The sequence below is a fragment of the Halobacillus sp. A1 genome (assembly GCF_024189295.1).
Classification (GTDB): domain Bacteria; phylum Bacillota; class Bacilli; order Bacillales; family Halobacillaceae; genus Halobacillus_A.
The window spans coordinates 15,761-30,976 of record NZ_JAIZEN010000022.1; the positions used below are offsets into that span (position 1 = coordinate 15,761).

Annotated in this window: 14 protein-coding genes and 1 riboswitch; of the genes, 3 read left to right on the forward strand and 11 right to left on the reverse strand. The window is 43.9% G+C overall.

Annotated elements, in window-relative coordinates; all coding sequences use genetic code 11:
• Positions 1-142 precede the first annotated feature (142 nt).
• The 9 genes from LF817_RS16885 to LF817_RS16925 form a co-directional block, all read right to left on the reverse strand.
• Positions 143-796, reverse strand: coding sequence for a type 1 glutamine amidotransferase domain-containing protein (locus LF817_RS16885; RefSeq protein WP_253936989.1), 654 nt, complete (start codon positions 794-796; stop codon positions 143-145).
• A 77-nt stretch (positions 797-873) separates the two neighbouring features.
• Positions 874-1,893, reverse strand: coding sequence for an acyltransferase family protein (locus tag LF817_RS16890; RefSeq protein ID WP_253936990.1), 1,020 nt, complete (start codon positions 1,891-1,893; stop codon positions 874-876).
• Positions 1,894-2,622: 729 nt separating this feature from the next.
• A complete protein-coding gene (locus tag LF817_RS16895) occupies positions 2,623-3,864 on the reverse strand; it encodes an aminopeptidase (protein WP_253936991.1) in 1,242 nt (413 codons plus the stop codon).
• Positions 3,865-3,888: 24 nt separating this feature from the next.
• Positions 3,889-5,325, reverse strand: a complete 1,437-nt coding sequence (locus tag LF817_RS16900) for a cryptochrome/photolyase family protein (RefSeq protein WP_253936992.1) — start codon at positions 5,323-5,325, stop codon at positions 3,889-3,891.
• A 120-nt stretch (positions 5,326-5,445) separates the two neighbouring features.
• Positions 5,446-5,916, reverse strand: coding sequence for a 6,7-dimethyl-8-ribityllumazine synthase (gene ribH / locus LF817_RS16905; protein WP_253936993.1), 471 nt, complete (start codon positions 5,914-5,916; stop codon positions 5,446-5,448).
• 173 nt (positions 5,917-6,089) lie between these two features.
• The gene (locus LF817_RS16910) at positions 6,090-7,283 is read right to left on the reverse strand and encodes a bifunctional 3,4-dihydroxy-2-butanone-4-phosphate synthase/GTP cyclohydrolase II (RefSeq protein ID WP_253936994.1); all 1,194 of its coding nucleotides are present in this window, start codon (positions 7,281-7,283) and stop codon (positions 6,090-6,092) included.
• Between the two features lie 16 nt (positions 7,284-7,299).
• Complete coding sequence (ribE, locus tag LF817_RS16915) at positions 7,300-7,947, reverse strand: riboflavin synthase (protein WP_253936995.1); 648 nt, start codon at positions 7,945-7,947, stop codon at positions 7,300-7,302.
• A gap of 2 nt (positions 7,948-7,949) precedes the next feature.
• Positions 7,950-9,044 (reverse strand): bifunctional diaminohydroxyphosphoribosylaminopyrimidine deaminase/5-amino-6-(5-phosphoribosylamino)uracil reductase RibD, encoded by a 1,095-nt coding sequence (gene ribD / locus LF817_RS16920; RefSeq protein WP_253936996.1) that lies wholly within the window; start codon positions 9,042-9,044, stop codon positions 7,950-7,952.
• Between the two features lie 138 nt (positions 9,045-9,182).
• Positions 9,183-9,333, reverse strand: a riboswitch (FMN riboswitch).
• 174 nt (positions 9,334-9,507) lie between these two features.
• Positions 9,508-9,759: a hypothetical protein gene (locus LF817_RS16925; RefSeq protein ID WP_253936997.1), complete on the reverse strand. Its 252-nt coding sequence runs from the start codon at positions 9,757-9,759 to the stop codon at positions 9,508-9,510.
• Between the two features lie 338 nt (positions 9,760-10,097).
• Here LF817_RS16925 and LF817_RS16930 point away from each other — a divergent pair, with 338 nt between their 5' ends.
• A complete protein-coding gene (locus tag LF817_RS16930) occupies positions 10,098-10,193 on the forward strand; it encodes a YjcZ family sporulation protein (RefSeq protein ID WP_125556768.1) in 96 nt (31 codons plus the stop codon).
• Between the two features lie 140 nt (positions 10,194-10,333).
• Here LF817_RS16930 and LF817_RS16935 read toward each other — a convergent pair whose 3' ends face one another.
• Complete coding sequence (locus tag LF817_RS16935; protein WP_253936998.1) at positions 10,334-11,590, reverse strand: DNA polymerase IV; 1,257 nt, start codon at positions 11,588-11,590, stop codon at positions 10,334-10,336.
• Between the two features lie 331 nt (positions 11,591-11,921).
• On the opposite strand from LF817_RS16935, the gene LF817_RS16940 reads away from it, so the two are divergent.
• On the forward strand, positions 11,922-12,710 hold the full coding sequence (locus LF817_RS16940) for an endonuclease/exonuclease/phosphatase family protein (protein ID WP_253936999.1): 789 nt from the start codon (positions 11,922-11,924) through the stop codon (positions 12,708-12,710).
• Positions 12,711-12,714: 4 nt separating this feature from the next.
• Positions 12,715-14,376: a glycoside hydrolase family 13 protein gene (locus tag LF817_RS16945; protein WP_253937000.1), complete on the forward strand. Its 1,662-nt coding sequence runs from the start codon at positions 12,715-12,717 to the stop codon at positions 14,374-14,376.
• A gap of 378 nt (positions 14,377-14,754) precedes the next feature.
• On the opposite strand, the gene LF817_RS16950 is transcribed toward LF817_RS16945, so the two are convergent.
• Positions 14,755-15,201, reverse strand: coding sequence for an OsmC family protein (locus tag LF817_RS16950; protein ID WP_253937011.1), 447 nt, complete (start codon positions 15,199-15,201; stop codon positions 14,755-14,757).
• Between the last annotated feature and the right edge of the window lie 15 nt (positions 15,202-15,216).

The window sequence follows — 15,216 nt, forward strand, 5'->3', positions numbered from 1 at the left end:
AAGACCCCACAGAGCTTTTAGCTCAATGAGGCTTGCCGTCTTCCCCGCGGAAAGCGATTCACCTCCAAGTCCCCATTTCTCCTAGTAACACATAACGAAACCGATCTTGCAGACTTAAAAAACTATTGGTACAGCTTCGTTTTCATAATAAACGATTCTTGTATAGTTCGGCGATGGCACGCGTAGACTGAGGGTTCTGCCCTGTAATGAAAAAACCATCCTCTACCACATGCTCTTCTTGAGGTGCTGCCGCTTCATAGGTGGCGCCAGCCTTTTCAAGCTCGTCCTCCAGTGAAAACGGTACGGCACTCATCATCCCCGCAGCCTTCTCTTCTTCATTAGAATACCCTGTCACCTTTTTACCTTTGATAATTAGATTATGGTTTACGTCCTCCGCACCTATAAACGCGGCAGCGCCATGACAAACTGCCCCGATGGGTTTCGAATGATGAGCAAAATGAGCAAGCAACGTCGAGATCTCCTTTGCGTTCGGAAAATCTACCATAGCCCCGTGGCCCCCGCAAAAAAAGATGCCATCATATTCTTCAGGGATCACTTCAGAGAGTTTGATCGTATCATGTATTGGCTTCATCACTCCGTCCCACACGCGGGGAAGTTCATTACTATAACTGTGAGGATCGATTGGGATCTTCCCACCTTTAAGACTCGCCCCTGTCACTTCAATTCCTGCATGCTGGAATTCGGTGGCTGGTTCGATAAATTCCGAAAGCCATAAGCCTGTTTTTCGATCAGCAATCTGATCTGCGTTTGTAGCAACCATAAGTATTTTTGGCATAAAAAATACCTCCCTTCTCTTGTCCGCTTATTCTCTCACAAGAACAGCTTTTTCAAACATAAGGGAGGTATTTGCTATTAATTTGTGCGATATCGATCGTTGTCATTGCTGCGGGCTAACTGGCTCTTCAATAAAGCAGCCCGGCCTTCTATAAACGGCTGAGTAATGGTACGAATGGTGCTGGTTGACAGCAGATAAACAATTAAACCTGAAAATACGACATAGAATGCAAAATCCGCTACATTATTGATTTGTACCCAGTCTTGCTGTCTGAACAACTGCACGATAAAACCATGCAGTAAATACACGTACAGGGTTTGTCCGCCTAAGGCAGTGAAGCTGTAATGGGTGTTCGGAATCCAAGACATAATGCTTACCGTCATTAAAACACCAAGCAGATAGACTCCAAATCGGTAAAGTCCGCCTAATTCAGGCTCACCTAACGTTTGATAGGATTTAGAACCAAGCAGCCAATCCGAATTGAATTCAGGAGCAAGCGCTATGACGATAGCCAGCGCGGTCATAAAGACCAAACTCGCAACTCGAACGCTAGGCATTCTCCACTTCTTGACCGTATCTTTCGTCAGCCAATACCCGATTAAGAAAAACGGGAAAAATACAAAGGTACGAGACAAACTGAACGTTTGATCGATACTGTCCGCATACCCGACAACAATTCCAATCCCGACTGCCAGAGCTATTCCTATCATAGGAGGCATTTTGCGGAAGACAATCAAAAGAATATGCCAGCAGAATAAACTGAACAAGAACCATAGAGACCAGTGGGGATAGAACGGAGCATTCAACCATCCATCTTTACCAATGAATAGGAAATAGCCTGTATACACAAACTGGAAAACCAAGTAAGGAAGTATTAATTTTTTAGCTAAATTGATGATATAATCTTTGTTTCCTGCACCTTTAGCGAAAAAGCCGGCAAGAAAAATAAATGCAGGCATGTGAAACGTATAAATCCACGTATAAACGGTGTACATTTCACGTGACTCATGTGTAGCCGGCTGAACCATGTGGCCGAATACAACGAGAAATATTAAAAATATCTTTGCGTTATCAAAAAGCGCGTCCCGTTTCTTCATATCGTTTCACCTCTAGATTTACTATAATACATTTATACACTCTTTTTTTAGAATTAAAACCTATCTATACTTTTTTAACATACTTGGAGCGTGAATGAATTAATTTTCACAGGCTTTTAACCAAACTGTAATTATTTTGATAAAACTGTAACAATTGATAGAGGCGAGTATGGCCTGCTTTCACAAAAAAGCTATGTTAAAGGTGGTTGTTGATATTGATACGTGAGTTATTCGACAATATGGGAGGATAGTGGAAGACTTGATTCCGAGATAAACTGGGTTCGTTGCCAGGTTGACAGTCAGGGGTGGTTGGGAAGCTACTCGCTTTCCAACCCCCCCGTTCTATGAAATAGAGAAACCTCCCCCATAAGGAAAGATTTCCGTCATTATTGTCCTATAGGTGGAAAACGCTCTATAGAAATTCTTTCGAAGACATGCTTACATTGAGAATGTTGCTTTCCTTGAAGCGGTTTCGAGATACTTATATGGAAAGGGGCGGAAGGAAAAGGTGAGACTCCTGTGGGATTAGCGGGACAGGTGAGACCCCACTGAGCGAAGCTCGAGGAGGCTCAGCCCCCGCCCCACGGAAAGCGAACCGTTTCCTGTAGCCCCTAAACTCTCACTATGTCTCGAAACTGAGTCTTCCACTAAAGGGATCTTAAGTGAATATCAACACGGAACTTTAACATAGAAAAAACGAGCTCAATAAGCCCGTTTTTTCAACATGTCTTATTCAAAATCAATCGCCCATGAGCCGTTACGGAAAACAGGTTCGAATTGTCCCTCATGACTCTCTCCATCAATATCAAGCTCAGAAGACCCCATCATGAAATCCTCATGTACGAGGCTGTCATTGACTCCCTGCTGGTTCATCTGTTCCTTCGTCATGGAGGAGCCTCCTTTGACATTCGTCGGATATGCTTTACCTAAGGCCAGGTGACAAGAAGCATTTTCATCGTACAGCGTGTTGAAGAATATGTGACCGGATTGAGAGATAGGTGATTCATCCGGCACAAGTGCCACTTCTCCTAACCGCTTCGCTCCATCATCAGACTCTAACAAATGCTTCAACGTCTCTTTTCCTGACTCAGCCGTATAATCGACTACTATTCCATTCTCGAACGTCAAAGTGAAGTTTTCGATCAAATTTCCGCCGTAGCTAAGCGGTTTCGTACTGCTTACCGTTCCCTGAACTCCGTTTTTATGAGGCATTGTGAACACTTCTTCGGTCGGCATGTTCGGATTGAACTCTACGCCTTTTTCTGACTCCGTTGAGCCGCCATGCCAGATGTGGTCCTTAACGAGGTCAATCGTCAAATCTGTGCCCGGACCTTTATAATGAAGTTTTTTGTATTGCTTTGAATTCAAGTATTCGCGCGCTTTTCTCAGCGTCTCATTATGCTCTTCCCACGCTTTGAGCGGATCGGGTTGATCGACACGAGTAATAGAAAAAATCTGTTCCCATAATTTCTTTTGAGCATTGGCTGTGGTGTCGTCAGGAAACACTTTTTCAGACCAGGAAGCCTGTGGGTAAGCGATGATCGACCACGTCACTTTATCATTCATAATATAATCCCGATACGTCGTCAATGCTTCTCCACTCGCTTTATTGGCTTTAGCAATACGTTCAGAGTCTATCCCCTTCAGCAAGTCAGGATTAGGGCCGTAAACGGTCAATAAGGAATACCCATCCTTCACCATTCCTTCCAACGCATCCACTTTCCATTTCGGAAAATTCTCAAGGATGCTCATAGGAGCGTTTTTCATTTTCATGTAGCTTACCATTTCGTCGCTCCACTCGATATGGACATTCTTCGCACCTTTTCCATAAGCTTTAGCTGTAATGATGCGAACAAGGTCAGCCGCCTCAATCGGAGCATTGATGATCAACCCTTGTCCTGACTGAATATTTACGCCTTTCTTCAGTGCCAATTCTGCATACTTTTCTAATTGTTTGCGATGTGTCGTCAATGTAATTACCTCCACGTCATAATATCAATTATAGTCTTTCACTCGTTTAAAGCGGTCAATCGCCTTATTTCTCATTGTTTTATGATCCACAATCGGTTCAGGATAGTCTTTCCCGATTTGACAACCTGCCTTTTGTTGAATATCTTCCGGCATGGTACCAGGTGCATGGATGTACTTCTTTTCTACATTCTCCAATTCGGGCACCCATTCTTTAATGAACCGGCCGTGAGGATCAAACCGCTCAGATTGCCGGGTAGGATTGAACACCCTAAAATACGGGACGGGATCAGTGCCGGTCGAAGCCGCCCACTGCCAGCCCCCTATATTTGAAGCGGCATCGTAGTCTACCAAACGTTCCTGAAAATATTTTTCGCCGAGTCGCCAGTCCATCAGTAGATCCTTTGTCAAAAATGAAGCCACCGCCATGCGCAACCGGTTATGCATCCATCCTGTTTCATTCAGCTGGCGCATCGCAGCGTCTATGAGGGGAAAGCCGGTTTCACCTTTTTTCCAGCGTTCTAAGTATTCTTCATCCACATTCCAATCGATTCCCTGATACTTCTCAACCATCTCAAGATCGTGAGCTTCTGGATAAAAATGATAAATCATATTATAGAAGTCGCGCCAGGCAATTTCTTGAACGTAGGTGTCTATTCCCTTTTGCCCTTTGCGGCCGTCTGTTTCTTCTCTGATTTTGTGGTAAATCGTCCTTGGAGAAATCGCCCCTGTCTTCAAAAAGCGGGACATCAAGCTTGTCCCATCCACAGCTGGGATGTCACGCTGCTCCTCGTAATCATAAATAGCCCCGTCTAAAAAGAGATCAAGCCTCTCTAATGCAGCATTTTCACCTATATCATTTCCTTTATATTCAAATTGTTTCTGCAGCGAGGCCCATTTATTCCCGCCTTCTTTATAATGTTCCCGTTCATCCACTCCATACTGTTTAACTTTTTCCAAGTCCACAGTTTGAACTTCGGGCTTATCAAGCTGCTGCCATTGTTTAAAATAAGGAGAGAATACTTTATAGAATCCGCCATCCTTCTTAGTAACTTCTCTCGCAGAATGAATGTGGTGATCGATCGAAGAATATACCGGAATCCTTTGTTCGTGAAACCATTCAATCATATGATCATCTCTTTGCTTACCAAAACCCACCTCATCATAATTGAAGTATACACCGCTGATTTCACCAGCGTTGTGAATGAGCTGGCCGAATGCTTCTTCCTCTTCTCCATACAAAAAGTGAATCGGCGCCTTGTAAGTCTCACACTCTTTCGCGAGCGCTTCAACCGTCTGGAAAAAGTAATCATGTCGCACCGTAAATTCCTCGATCAATTTAGGATGGATGTGAAAAATGAAGAGAATCTCGTCCCCTTCCCCACTATCCTGCACAGCACGTGATAATGCCGTTTGGTCATTAAGTCTTAAGTCTCTGCGAAACCATACGATCCGCTTCCCCATACAAAACCCTCATTTCAAAAATCTCACTGCTCTAGATGTACCCTGTTATATACAAAATTAATCGAATCCGAGCCCCTTATTGAAAAGTCCCCTGAACCGCAGTTCAAGGGACTTCATTCATTATACTTCGAATTGACGATTCAAATTAGCCATCTCTATTGCAGCTGTTGCCGCTTCCCAGCCTTTATTCCCTGCTTTCGTTCCAGCACGCTCAATAGCTTGTTCAATAGTATCTGTCGTGATGACACCAAAAATGACAGGCACTCCGCTTTGAATGGAGGCTTGAGACACCCCTTTAGCCGCTTCTCCACACACGTAATCAAAGTGTGGAGTGGAGCCGCGAATGACTGCGCCAAGCGTAATCACAGCATCATACTTTCCTGAATTAGCCATTTTACCTGCTACCATCGGGATTTCATAAGCCCCCGGTACATACGCTGCTTCTACATCATCTAAATTTACTCCATGACGTTTAAGCGCATCTACCGCACCTTCATATAAACGTCCTGTAATGAAGTCATTGAAACGTCCAACTACAATTCCTACTTTCAAACCGCTGCCTACTAAATTTCCTTCTAATACTTTTACCAATTGTCTCTCTCCTTTATTGTTGTTTTACTTGATTTTGGTGACTCGCTTCACTTCGTTGTTTTGCTTATGCGTCCGGTCCTGGGGGCCCAGGATGGGGGTCAGGTCGGCGTTGGCACAGGACGTGCCGGTTTTAGCCGATCTTCCTTTACCCCAGGCCGCTTCCGCTTTTCTACCTAATAATGAAAGAGGTGGCCCATTTTGGATTGTTTGGTTTTCAGGTAGAGTTCGTTTTCTTTTCTGGATGGGGTTTCGATTGGAACTCTTTCTACAACTTCTAGGTCCCAGCCGCTTAGTCCTGAGATTTTCTTAGGGTTGTTGGTCAACAGCTTGATCTTGGAAATTCCGAGATCTCGCAGTATTTGTGCTCCTACTCCGTAATCGCGGAGGTCGGGACCGAAGCCTAGTTTTTCGTTGGCTTCTACTGTATCTAACCCTTCCTCTTGCAGCTTATATGCAAACATTTTATTAACAAGACCGATACCTCGTCCTTCTTGTCTCATGTAAAGCAGCACTCCGCTGCCATTCTCAGAGATTTGCCTTAATGCGTTATGAAGCTGCGGACCGCAGTCACAACGGTACGATCCGAACACGTCTCCTGTTAAACATTCTGAGTGGACACGGACGAGTGTTGGTTCTCCAGGTTTGATGTCCCCTTTGATTAATGCGATGTGGTCTTTATGATCAATGTCATTTGAATAGGCGACAGCTCGGAAATCTCCGTATTCTGTAGGAAGCTGAATCTCCACTTCACGTTTTACGTGATCTTCATGGCGGTGACGGTATTGAATCAAATCCGCAATTGTAATCATCGGGATATCAAATTCATCGGCCATTTTTCTTAAGTCAGGCACTCGTGCCATTGTGCCGTCATCTTTAATGATTTCACATATGACCCCCGCTGGTTTGGATCCTGCTAAAACGGCCAGGTCGACGGCTGCTTCGGTATGGCCGGCTCTGCGAAGGACACCTCCATCTTTAGCCACAAGCGGGAAGATGTGTCCAGGTTTTTGAAAGTCTTCCTGGCTCGACTCAGGATTCAACAACTCTCGAATTGTTAATGCCCGTTCATCCGCAGATATACCGGTAGTTGTGTTTTTATGATCGATACTTACGGTAAATGCCGTTTGATTGGGGTCGGTATTCGTTCCTACCATAGGAATGAGTTCCAGCTGTTCAGCGATTTCTCCTGTTACAGGGGCACAGACCAGACCACGGCCGTGAGTGATCATGAAATTGATCATCTCCGTCGATGCATGCTCGGCCAGACCTATCAAATCCCCTTCATTCTCACGATCTTCGTCATCACATACAATAACCATTTTACCTTGTTTTAAACGTTCTATAGCTATTTCAATTGAATCAAACATAGTGCTGCTCCTTCCGTTAAGCAAATCCGTTTTCACTTAAAAATTCTTTGGTCATCTGCGATTTTTCGTCCGGCTCATCTTTTCCTAAAAAATGCGCTACGTACTTGCCAATCATATCGCACTCGATATTCACTCGATCTCCCGTGCCTTTATTCCCTAGTACCGTATGTTCCATCGTGTGTGGAATGAGGGAGATGGTTACCTTGTTCTCCTTCACTCCAAAAACGGTCAAGCTCGTTCCATCTACTGCAATCGATCCTTTATAAACGAAATATTTTATAAGTTCATCCGGTAATTCAATTTCATAATAAACCGCATTGGATTCAGGCGTTTTATTGACGATCTGACCGGTTCCATCGATATGTCCGGAAACTAAATGACCGCCGAACCTGCCTCCTGCTGCCATGGCTCGCTCTAAATTGACAGGACTTCCTTGCTTCAGCTCGTTAAGGTTCGTAGCTCTAAAGGTTTCCGGCATCACATCAAATTCAACACTTCGATCGGTATAGCTTGTGACTGTCAGACAAACGCCGTTAATGGATATGCTGTCTCCTAAATTCACATCGTCCAATATATCTTTCGCCTGAATACTGATTTCTAGTGCTTCTGTTTTTGTTTTAATCCCTTTGACAGACCCTATTTCTTCAACGATTCCTGTAAACACATTTACCCCTCCTTTTTGACTGCTATGATTTTCAAGTCGTCACCGATTTTTTCGCTCGATACAAACTCAAACCGGTCTATATTTTTCAAACTGCTGATTCCCTCTCCAGCGACGGATGTGAGAGATTTCTCACCACCAATTACTTTCGGTGCCATATAAGTGATTACTTCATTTACGTGTCCTGATCTTACAAAAGCATCAGCTACTGTGGCGCCCCCTTCAATTAACAGGGACGTGATTTTTTGTTCCCCTAAAAAGTCTACGACCTCTTCTATATCGACTTTGTCTGATTGAAACTGGATGATATCTACATGAGAGAAATTTCTAAAAGGTGTGAGTTGCTCTTCTGTCACGCCAGCCCCTGTAAAAATCCAGGTCGGAGCTGATGGATCTTGAATGAGCTGAGCGGCAGGCGGGGTGCGCAAGTTCGTATCTAACACGATACGTACAGGGTTATCTCCTCCGCCTTCCAGTCTGGTCGTCAATTTCGGATTATCCATCATCACCGTATTCACGCCAACGAGAATGGCAGCTGATTGGTGACGGTAGCGGTGCCCATCCAAACGTGCTTCTACTCCTGTAATCCACTGACTTTCACCAGTCGACGTAGCAATTTTTCCATCCATACTGATGGCTGACTTCAAGCGTACATAAGGCCGTTTCGTCTGGATGAAGTGAAAAAAAGCACGGTTCAGCTGATCCGCTTTTTCTTTGAGAACAGCGGTTTTCACTTCAATGCCCGCTTCTTCCATCATTTGAATGCCGCGTCCGCTCACTTTCGGGTTAGGATCATGAGAAGCAATAATGGCTCGCTTTATGCCAGCGTCAATGACAGCTTGGGCGCAGGGAGGCGTCTGTCCGTAATGACTGCAAGGCTCAAGTGTCACATAAATCTCAGCACCTTCCGCCTTCTCTCCTGCCATCTTTAACGCGTGGACTTCTGCATGCGGCTCTCCTGCTTTGACATGGACGCCGAGACCTACTACCTGATTGTCGCGCACGACCACGGCAGCCACCGACGGGTTCGGGGATGTCTGCCCCACCGTTCCCTCCGCCATGGCAATCGCCATCTGCATATATTTTTCATCGCGGTCCATTTTATCCCTCCTCTTACCTATACAAAAAACCCTGAAGAAGATAGACTTCCCCAGGGTTGGTTTTACATATAAATCAGCATAAAGGTACGCCTAATAAAGGATACAGATTCAGAATTTCCCTGTACCTCAAGACGCGCTTCACTCCTTCTCCCATCCAGACTTTAACTGTCGGCTTTGGAATATACACCAAATCAGGGGGAAACGCATAGCTGCTGCTTCCCCGTCGCGGGCTCGGAACACAAGGTTCATTACCGCCGGCTGGGATTTTCACCCGACCCCGAAGGACTTAATATTCTATTGTATTACTCTTAATATATATGAAATGTGAGGAAGTCGCAATCCTTTAGGTTTGCATACATATAGTTCCGCTGAAATTTGAAGTTTGTGCCGAAGCCGATCCTAAAGTCATCTCTCCAAATTCATGTATTTGATTAGTCGCAATTATATATTGTATTAAAAATCATTAAGTATTCTCACGTTCATTTAAAGTCTGATTTTTTCTATCATTATTGATAGCTTTATCAAGCTTATCAACATAGAATAACCACATGATGTTCATAATAAAAGAGTAAATAGCAATAATGGCTAAAGTGTCAGGTATAGAGGCTGCAACGGAGTTCCCCCTGAAAAATTGTATGGCTGTGTATCCAAAAAAATAGAACAATGGAGTTCCCAAATGAAAAGTGGCGTATATTAATTTCTTAGGATCCTTCATTTATTTTTTCCTCCTCGTTCATTCTCGCTATGATATAGACTCTATGCTATTCACTTACTGTAACGTTATTGTTTCAAAATGGTTTCATCTAATAAAATAATTCCCCTTGAATTTTAAGTGTTCGTGACACTCTCTTCAAAACCTTTATATGATGTTATATAATTACGATCCACTTTCCTGCCTTTAAACAGAAGCTAGTTCAATCACCCTGCGATTGGTTCACACCAGGTTAAAAAACATTAAAAAACGTCCAATCAACATATGTAAACACGCCATAGTATAGTACTAAAGAAACGAGGATTCAGTTTCTTTAATTATACTAAAAGGAGTGGTTATGAATGTCCTACGGATATGGCGGAGGCTTTGCCTTGCTCGTTGTGTTGTTCATTCTTTTGATCATTATTGGAGCTAGTTATGGTGGCTACGGTTATTAATTAACCCCCTATTAGATCAATGACTGTCCCCAAGGGATTTCCTTCGGGGACATTTTTCTTTATTTTGAACTGCTCTTTTTTAATTGGACAACCTTCCGGCGTACAAATAACCCTCCAGACTAAACGGAAGGGTTAGTAATCTAAGCAAAATGCCCACCGATTTTCTTGCTGCGTTCTGGCGTAATGCCTGCATCCGTAAAGCTGCTCGCTCTCAAAATCGCGGTCGACCCGTACTTGTCGCGAATCTCATCCATTACAATCCCTACATCCTTTTTCTTCGGCCGGTCATCGAATAATGTCAGCTGGGTAGCGATGTCTTCATCTAAATTCGTAAGGGTCACACTCGTTCTCCGTATTTTGCTTTCTCCATCATAAAACGTACGGAACAACCGCATGCATAAATGATACATATCCATTGTTATATTCGTCGGAAGATCCATGGACATCGATCGGCTGAACCCCCCTCCTCCTTCGCTTGAGTAGGAGACCGACAGATGAACAGTCCTTCCCGCTTGTTTATCTCTTCTTGCGCGCCGGCAGGCTTCTTCACATAAATCGAGGATGACCGTCGGCAATTCTTCGCCTGTGTAATCACGAAGAAGGGTGACGCCATGCCCGTAACCTTTCTGCTCGCTTTTAGTAAAATCTCCAAGGACAGGGCTTAAATCAACACCCCATGCGTGCCAGTGCAGCTGTTCACCAATGATTCCATAATGTTTTTTCATATATTTAAGCGGGTATTCGGCAAGCTGGCCGAGCCTTACAATTCCGAGTCTGTTCAAGTTGCGCATCATCCGCGAACCGATGCCCCAAATGTCTTCAATAGGAGTAGGCCACAATAACTTCTGTACATCTTCATATCGACACTCAGCTATCCCATCGGCAGCCTTTTTTGCATGGATATCCATAACGACTTTAGCTAAAAATTTGTTATCTCCGATGCCGATGACACACTCGATGCCGAATTGGTCCCGGATATTATCCTGAATCATCCGGGCGATGTCAGACGGTGATCCATACAACTTTTCCAGGCCATCAATGGTCACCCACAACTCATCGACGGAATACACGTGAATCGCTTCAGGCGGTACATAGCTCATCATCATTTTGGTGATTTCTACAGACACCTCTAAATAATCACCCATATGTGCTTGAGCAATGACAATATCGGGGTCGTTCGGCAATTCAAAGAAACGGCTGACATTACTTATTCCATGCTTTTTCTTTAAAGCGGGAGATGCAGCCAGCACAATGCTTCCACTTCGATTCGGATCGCCGACCACTGCCAGTAAAGCCGTTGTCGGATCCAGCCCCCGTCTCGTGCATTCTACACTTGCGTAAAAAGAACGCATATCGATACACAGCACATCATGCCGAGGATAACTTGAATAATCCATTTTCACCACTCCAAATTACGAACGTTTGTTCTTATTATACCCGGTAACCTCTCTTCTGAAAAGTGACGATTTTATCCAAATAAGGAAAGACCATAAATCCCGCCGTACTTCCCGCAGTATCGAAGGATTTTGTACAGATTCATTCCCCGCTAAAGAAAAAATCTATTGCCAACCCCTATGTAATCATTTATGATATGAATCAGCGAAAACGTTTGCATAAGTTAGTGTTTTTATTACAAAATCCCTTCACCATTAACTTGAAAGGCAAGCGGTTCATGAACCTAAAGCGGACGTGGCAAATTCAAAAATCAGAAAAGCAGGAGCTAAACAAATGAGATTGTTAACGTTGAATGTGCACGCATGGCAGGAAGAAAACCAACTAGAAAAAATCCTCCGTCTTGCTGAAGTCATCCACGAAAAACGATATGATGTCATTGCTCTTCAAGAGGTAAACCAGCATCAAGACAGTCCTTTGGCTTATAAAGACATCAAGCAGGATAATTACGAGCTTGTACTTCTTGAAAAGCTGAGGGAGCTTGGCAGTGATGATTATGAACTTCACTGGGATATCTCTCATATAGGTTACGAAGTGTATGAAGAGGGTATTGCTTTGTTAACGCGTCACCCCGTTGATCAAGTGCACAAGTTTTATATTACGTCATCAAATCGTATTGATTTTTGGAAATCAAGAAAAATTGTCGGAGCTACTTTAACTATCGACGGCTCCTCTCTTTCTTTTTATTCTTGTCATTTAGGGTGGTGGAGCGATGCTGATGAACCTTACGAACGGCAAATCAACCAGTTAGTGCAAACAGCCTCCTCCCCTGCTTTTTTAATGGGAGATTTCAATGCTGCGGACAGCCAGAGGAACGAAGGATATGATTATTTAAAAAGCAAAGGATTTCAGGATACTCATGAAACAGCCCATAAAACTTTTGGTTCATGTACAATAGAAGGAAAGATTGCCGGGTGGGACAAAAATTCATCCGTTTTGAAGATCGACCATATTTTCACAAACGACCAGGTTGATGTCAGTCAATCTTCCGTCATTTTTAATGGAAAGTATGAGCCTGTCGTGTCGGACCATTATGGTTTAGAAATCGAATGCTATAAAAAGTGAGGTAATGATATTGGAAAAAGTTTGGTGGAAAGAAGCTGTCGGTTACCAGGTATATCCAAGAAGTTTCCAGGATTCTGATGGAGACGGCATTGGAGATTTACAAGGTATGATTGAACGTTTAGATTACTTAAAAGATCTCGGCATCGACTTTATCTGGATCTGTCCTATGTATAAGTCACCTAAAGATGATAACGGCTATGACATTTCAGATTATCAGGATATTTTAGAAGAATTCGGGACAATGGAAGATTTCGATCAGCTGTTGAAAGAAGTGCATAAGCGTGACATGAAACTGATCATCGATCTCGTCCTTAACCACACGAGTGACGAACACCCATGGTTCATCGAATCTCGTTCGTCTAAGGATAACCCTAAACGAGATTGGTACATTTGGCGGGATGGGAAAAACGGCAAAGAACCAAATAACTGGGAAAGTATTTTCGAAGGGTCTGCCTGGGAATATGATAAGAAAACGGAGCAGTATTATCTCCACCTTTTTTCTAAAAAGCAGCCCGATTTGAACTGGGAAAATGCAGAGGTTCGCCAGGTCCTTTACGATACTGTCAATTGGTGGCTCGATAAAGGCATTGACGGCTTCCGGATCGACGCCATCAGCCACATTAAAAAACGCGCCGGGTTTCCTGATCTTCCAAATCCTAATGATAAACCATATGTTACTTCCTTTGAAATGCATATGAACCAGGAAGGTATCCATGAATTTTTACAAGAATTCAAGGACGAAACCTATGGCAAATACGATGCTTTAACGATCGGAGAAGCTAACGGTGTAAGTGCGGAAGAAGCGGACCAGTGGGTCGGGGATCAAGGAAAAATGGATATGGTCTTTCAATTTGAGCATCTGGACCTCTGGGATCAAGACGCGGAACAGCAACTCGATGTGATAGGATTGAAAAAAGCGCTCACCCGATGGCAGAAAGCGCTCGAAGGCGACGGCTGGAATGCTTTGTTCGTGGAGAATCATGATAAAGCACGCGTCGTTTCCACATGGGGAGATGATGAAGAGTATTGGTATGAGAGCGCCACTTCTTTAGCCACCATGTACTTTCTTATGCAGGGAACTCCTTTCATTTACCAGGGGCAGGAAATCGGCATGACGAACATTGAACTCCCATCCATTGAAGATTATGACGATGTCGCCGCAAAGAACCTTTACGCCACAAAAAAAGCTGAAGGAATGGCGCACGATGAAATTATGTCTATTCTATGGACGACGTCCCGCGATAACAGTCGGACCCCTATGCAGTGGAGTGATAAAGCGCAGGCCGGATTCACTACCGGGAAACCGTGGATGAAGATTAATCCGAATTACGAGCAGGTTAATGTCGCTCGGCAGCAGAAAGAGAATGATTCCATTCTGGCCCATTACAAACGATTGATCCAGTTGAAAAAAGACTATGAACTGTTCACGTATGGTCCTTATGATCTGTTGATGCCTGAGGATCTGCAAATTTATGCTTATACTCGTACGTATGAAGGAAAAACTGCTCTTATCATTACGAACTTAACAGACGTAGAAGCTACTTTTACGAGTGATTACACGCTGAAACAAGATCAGCTTCTGTTAGCTAACAAAAAGCTTTCAGACGAAAAAGATACGAAGACCCTTCACCTTGCACCATATGAAGCCCGCGTCTATCTCTTTTAATATGATGAAGCTGGCCCAAAAGTCTAGGAAATTAGACTTTTGGGCCAGCTCTTTTTTTCTAAACAAGGTCTATAAAACCTTCCTAAACTGGAAGGTATGTTCCGTTCTTCGTGTTTTCTTTATCTCTGGCAGCTCAGTCCAGTCCATACGCCGCTGAACGAAGCGCTTCCGCTTTTATAAAAGGAGTCTCGCAATGTCCAGGATCTTCTTCAAGTTTGTGGTGGGCGAAGCCCGAGGAAGCTTGCCAGGTCCCCCGCAGGAAAGCGAGTTGTTTCCCAACCACCCCTATGTTTTATACAGTAACGAACCCAATTTTATCGGTGTCGAATATTGAACGGTCCTGCCCCTATCATCAATGCTTCGAGACAGACCTTTGCCTTACTGGATACCGGTTTCCGCTTGCAATTCCAGTTCAACGTTACCGGCGATTGCTTTTGAAATCATACAGCTAGATTCCGCTTGTTTCACTAATTTATCGAGACGCTGAAGCTGCTTTTCATCCGCCTCATTCGTTAGAAAAATTTTCGGCTTATGAATGATTTTTTTGTACGTAAAGACCCCTTCTGTCACGTCGACAATCCCTTCTGAGTCCATACTCATCTCAGCCAGCGGCAGACGCGCCCGCTCAATTAAAGCACCCAGGCTGATAATGTAGCAAGTCGCTGCAGCTCCTAACAGCATTTCATCAGGGTTCGTGCCGATATCAGGTCCATCCATTTCCTTCGGGATAGATATTTTTGTCTTCAATTTATCTGACTCGATATAGCCGACTTCGTTGCGTCCGCCCGGCCAGTCAGCTTTCAAATGAAAGTGGTGTAACGTCATCATTGATCACTCCTT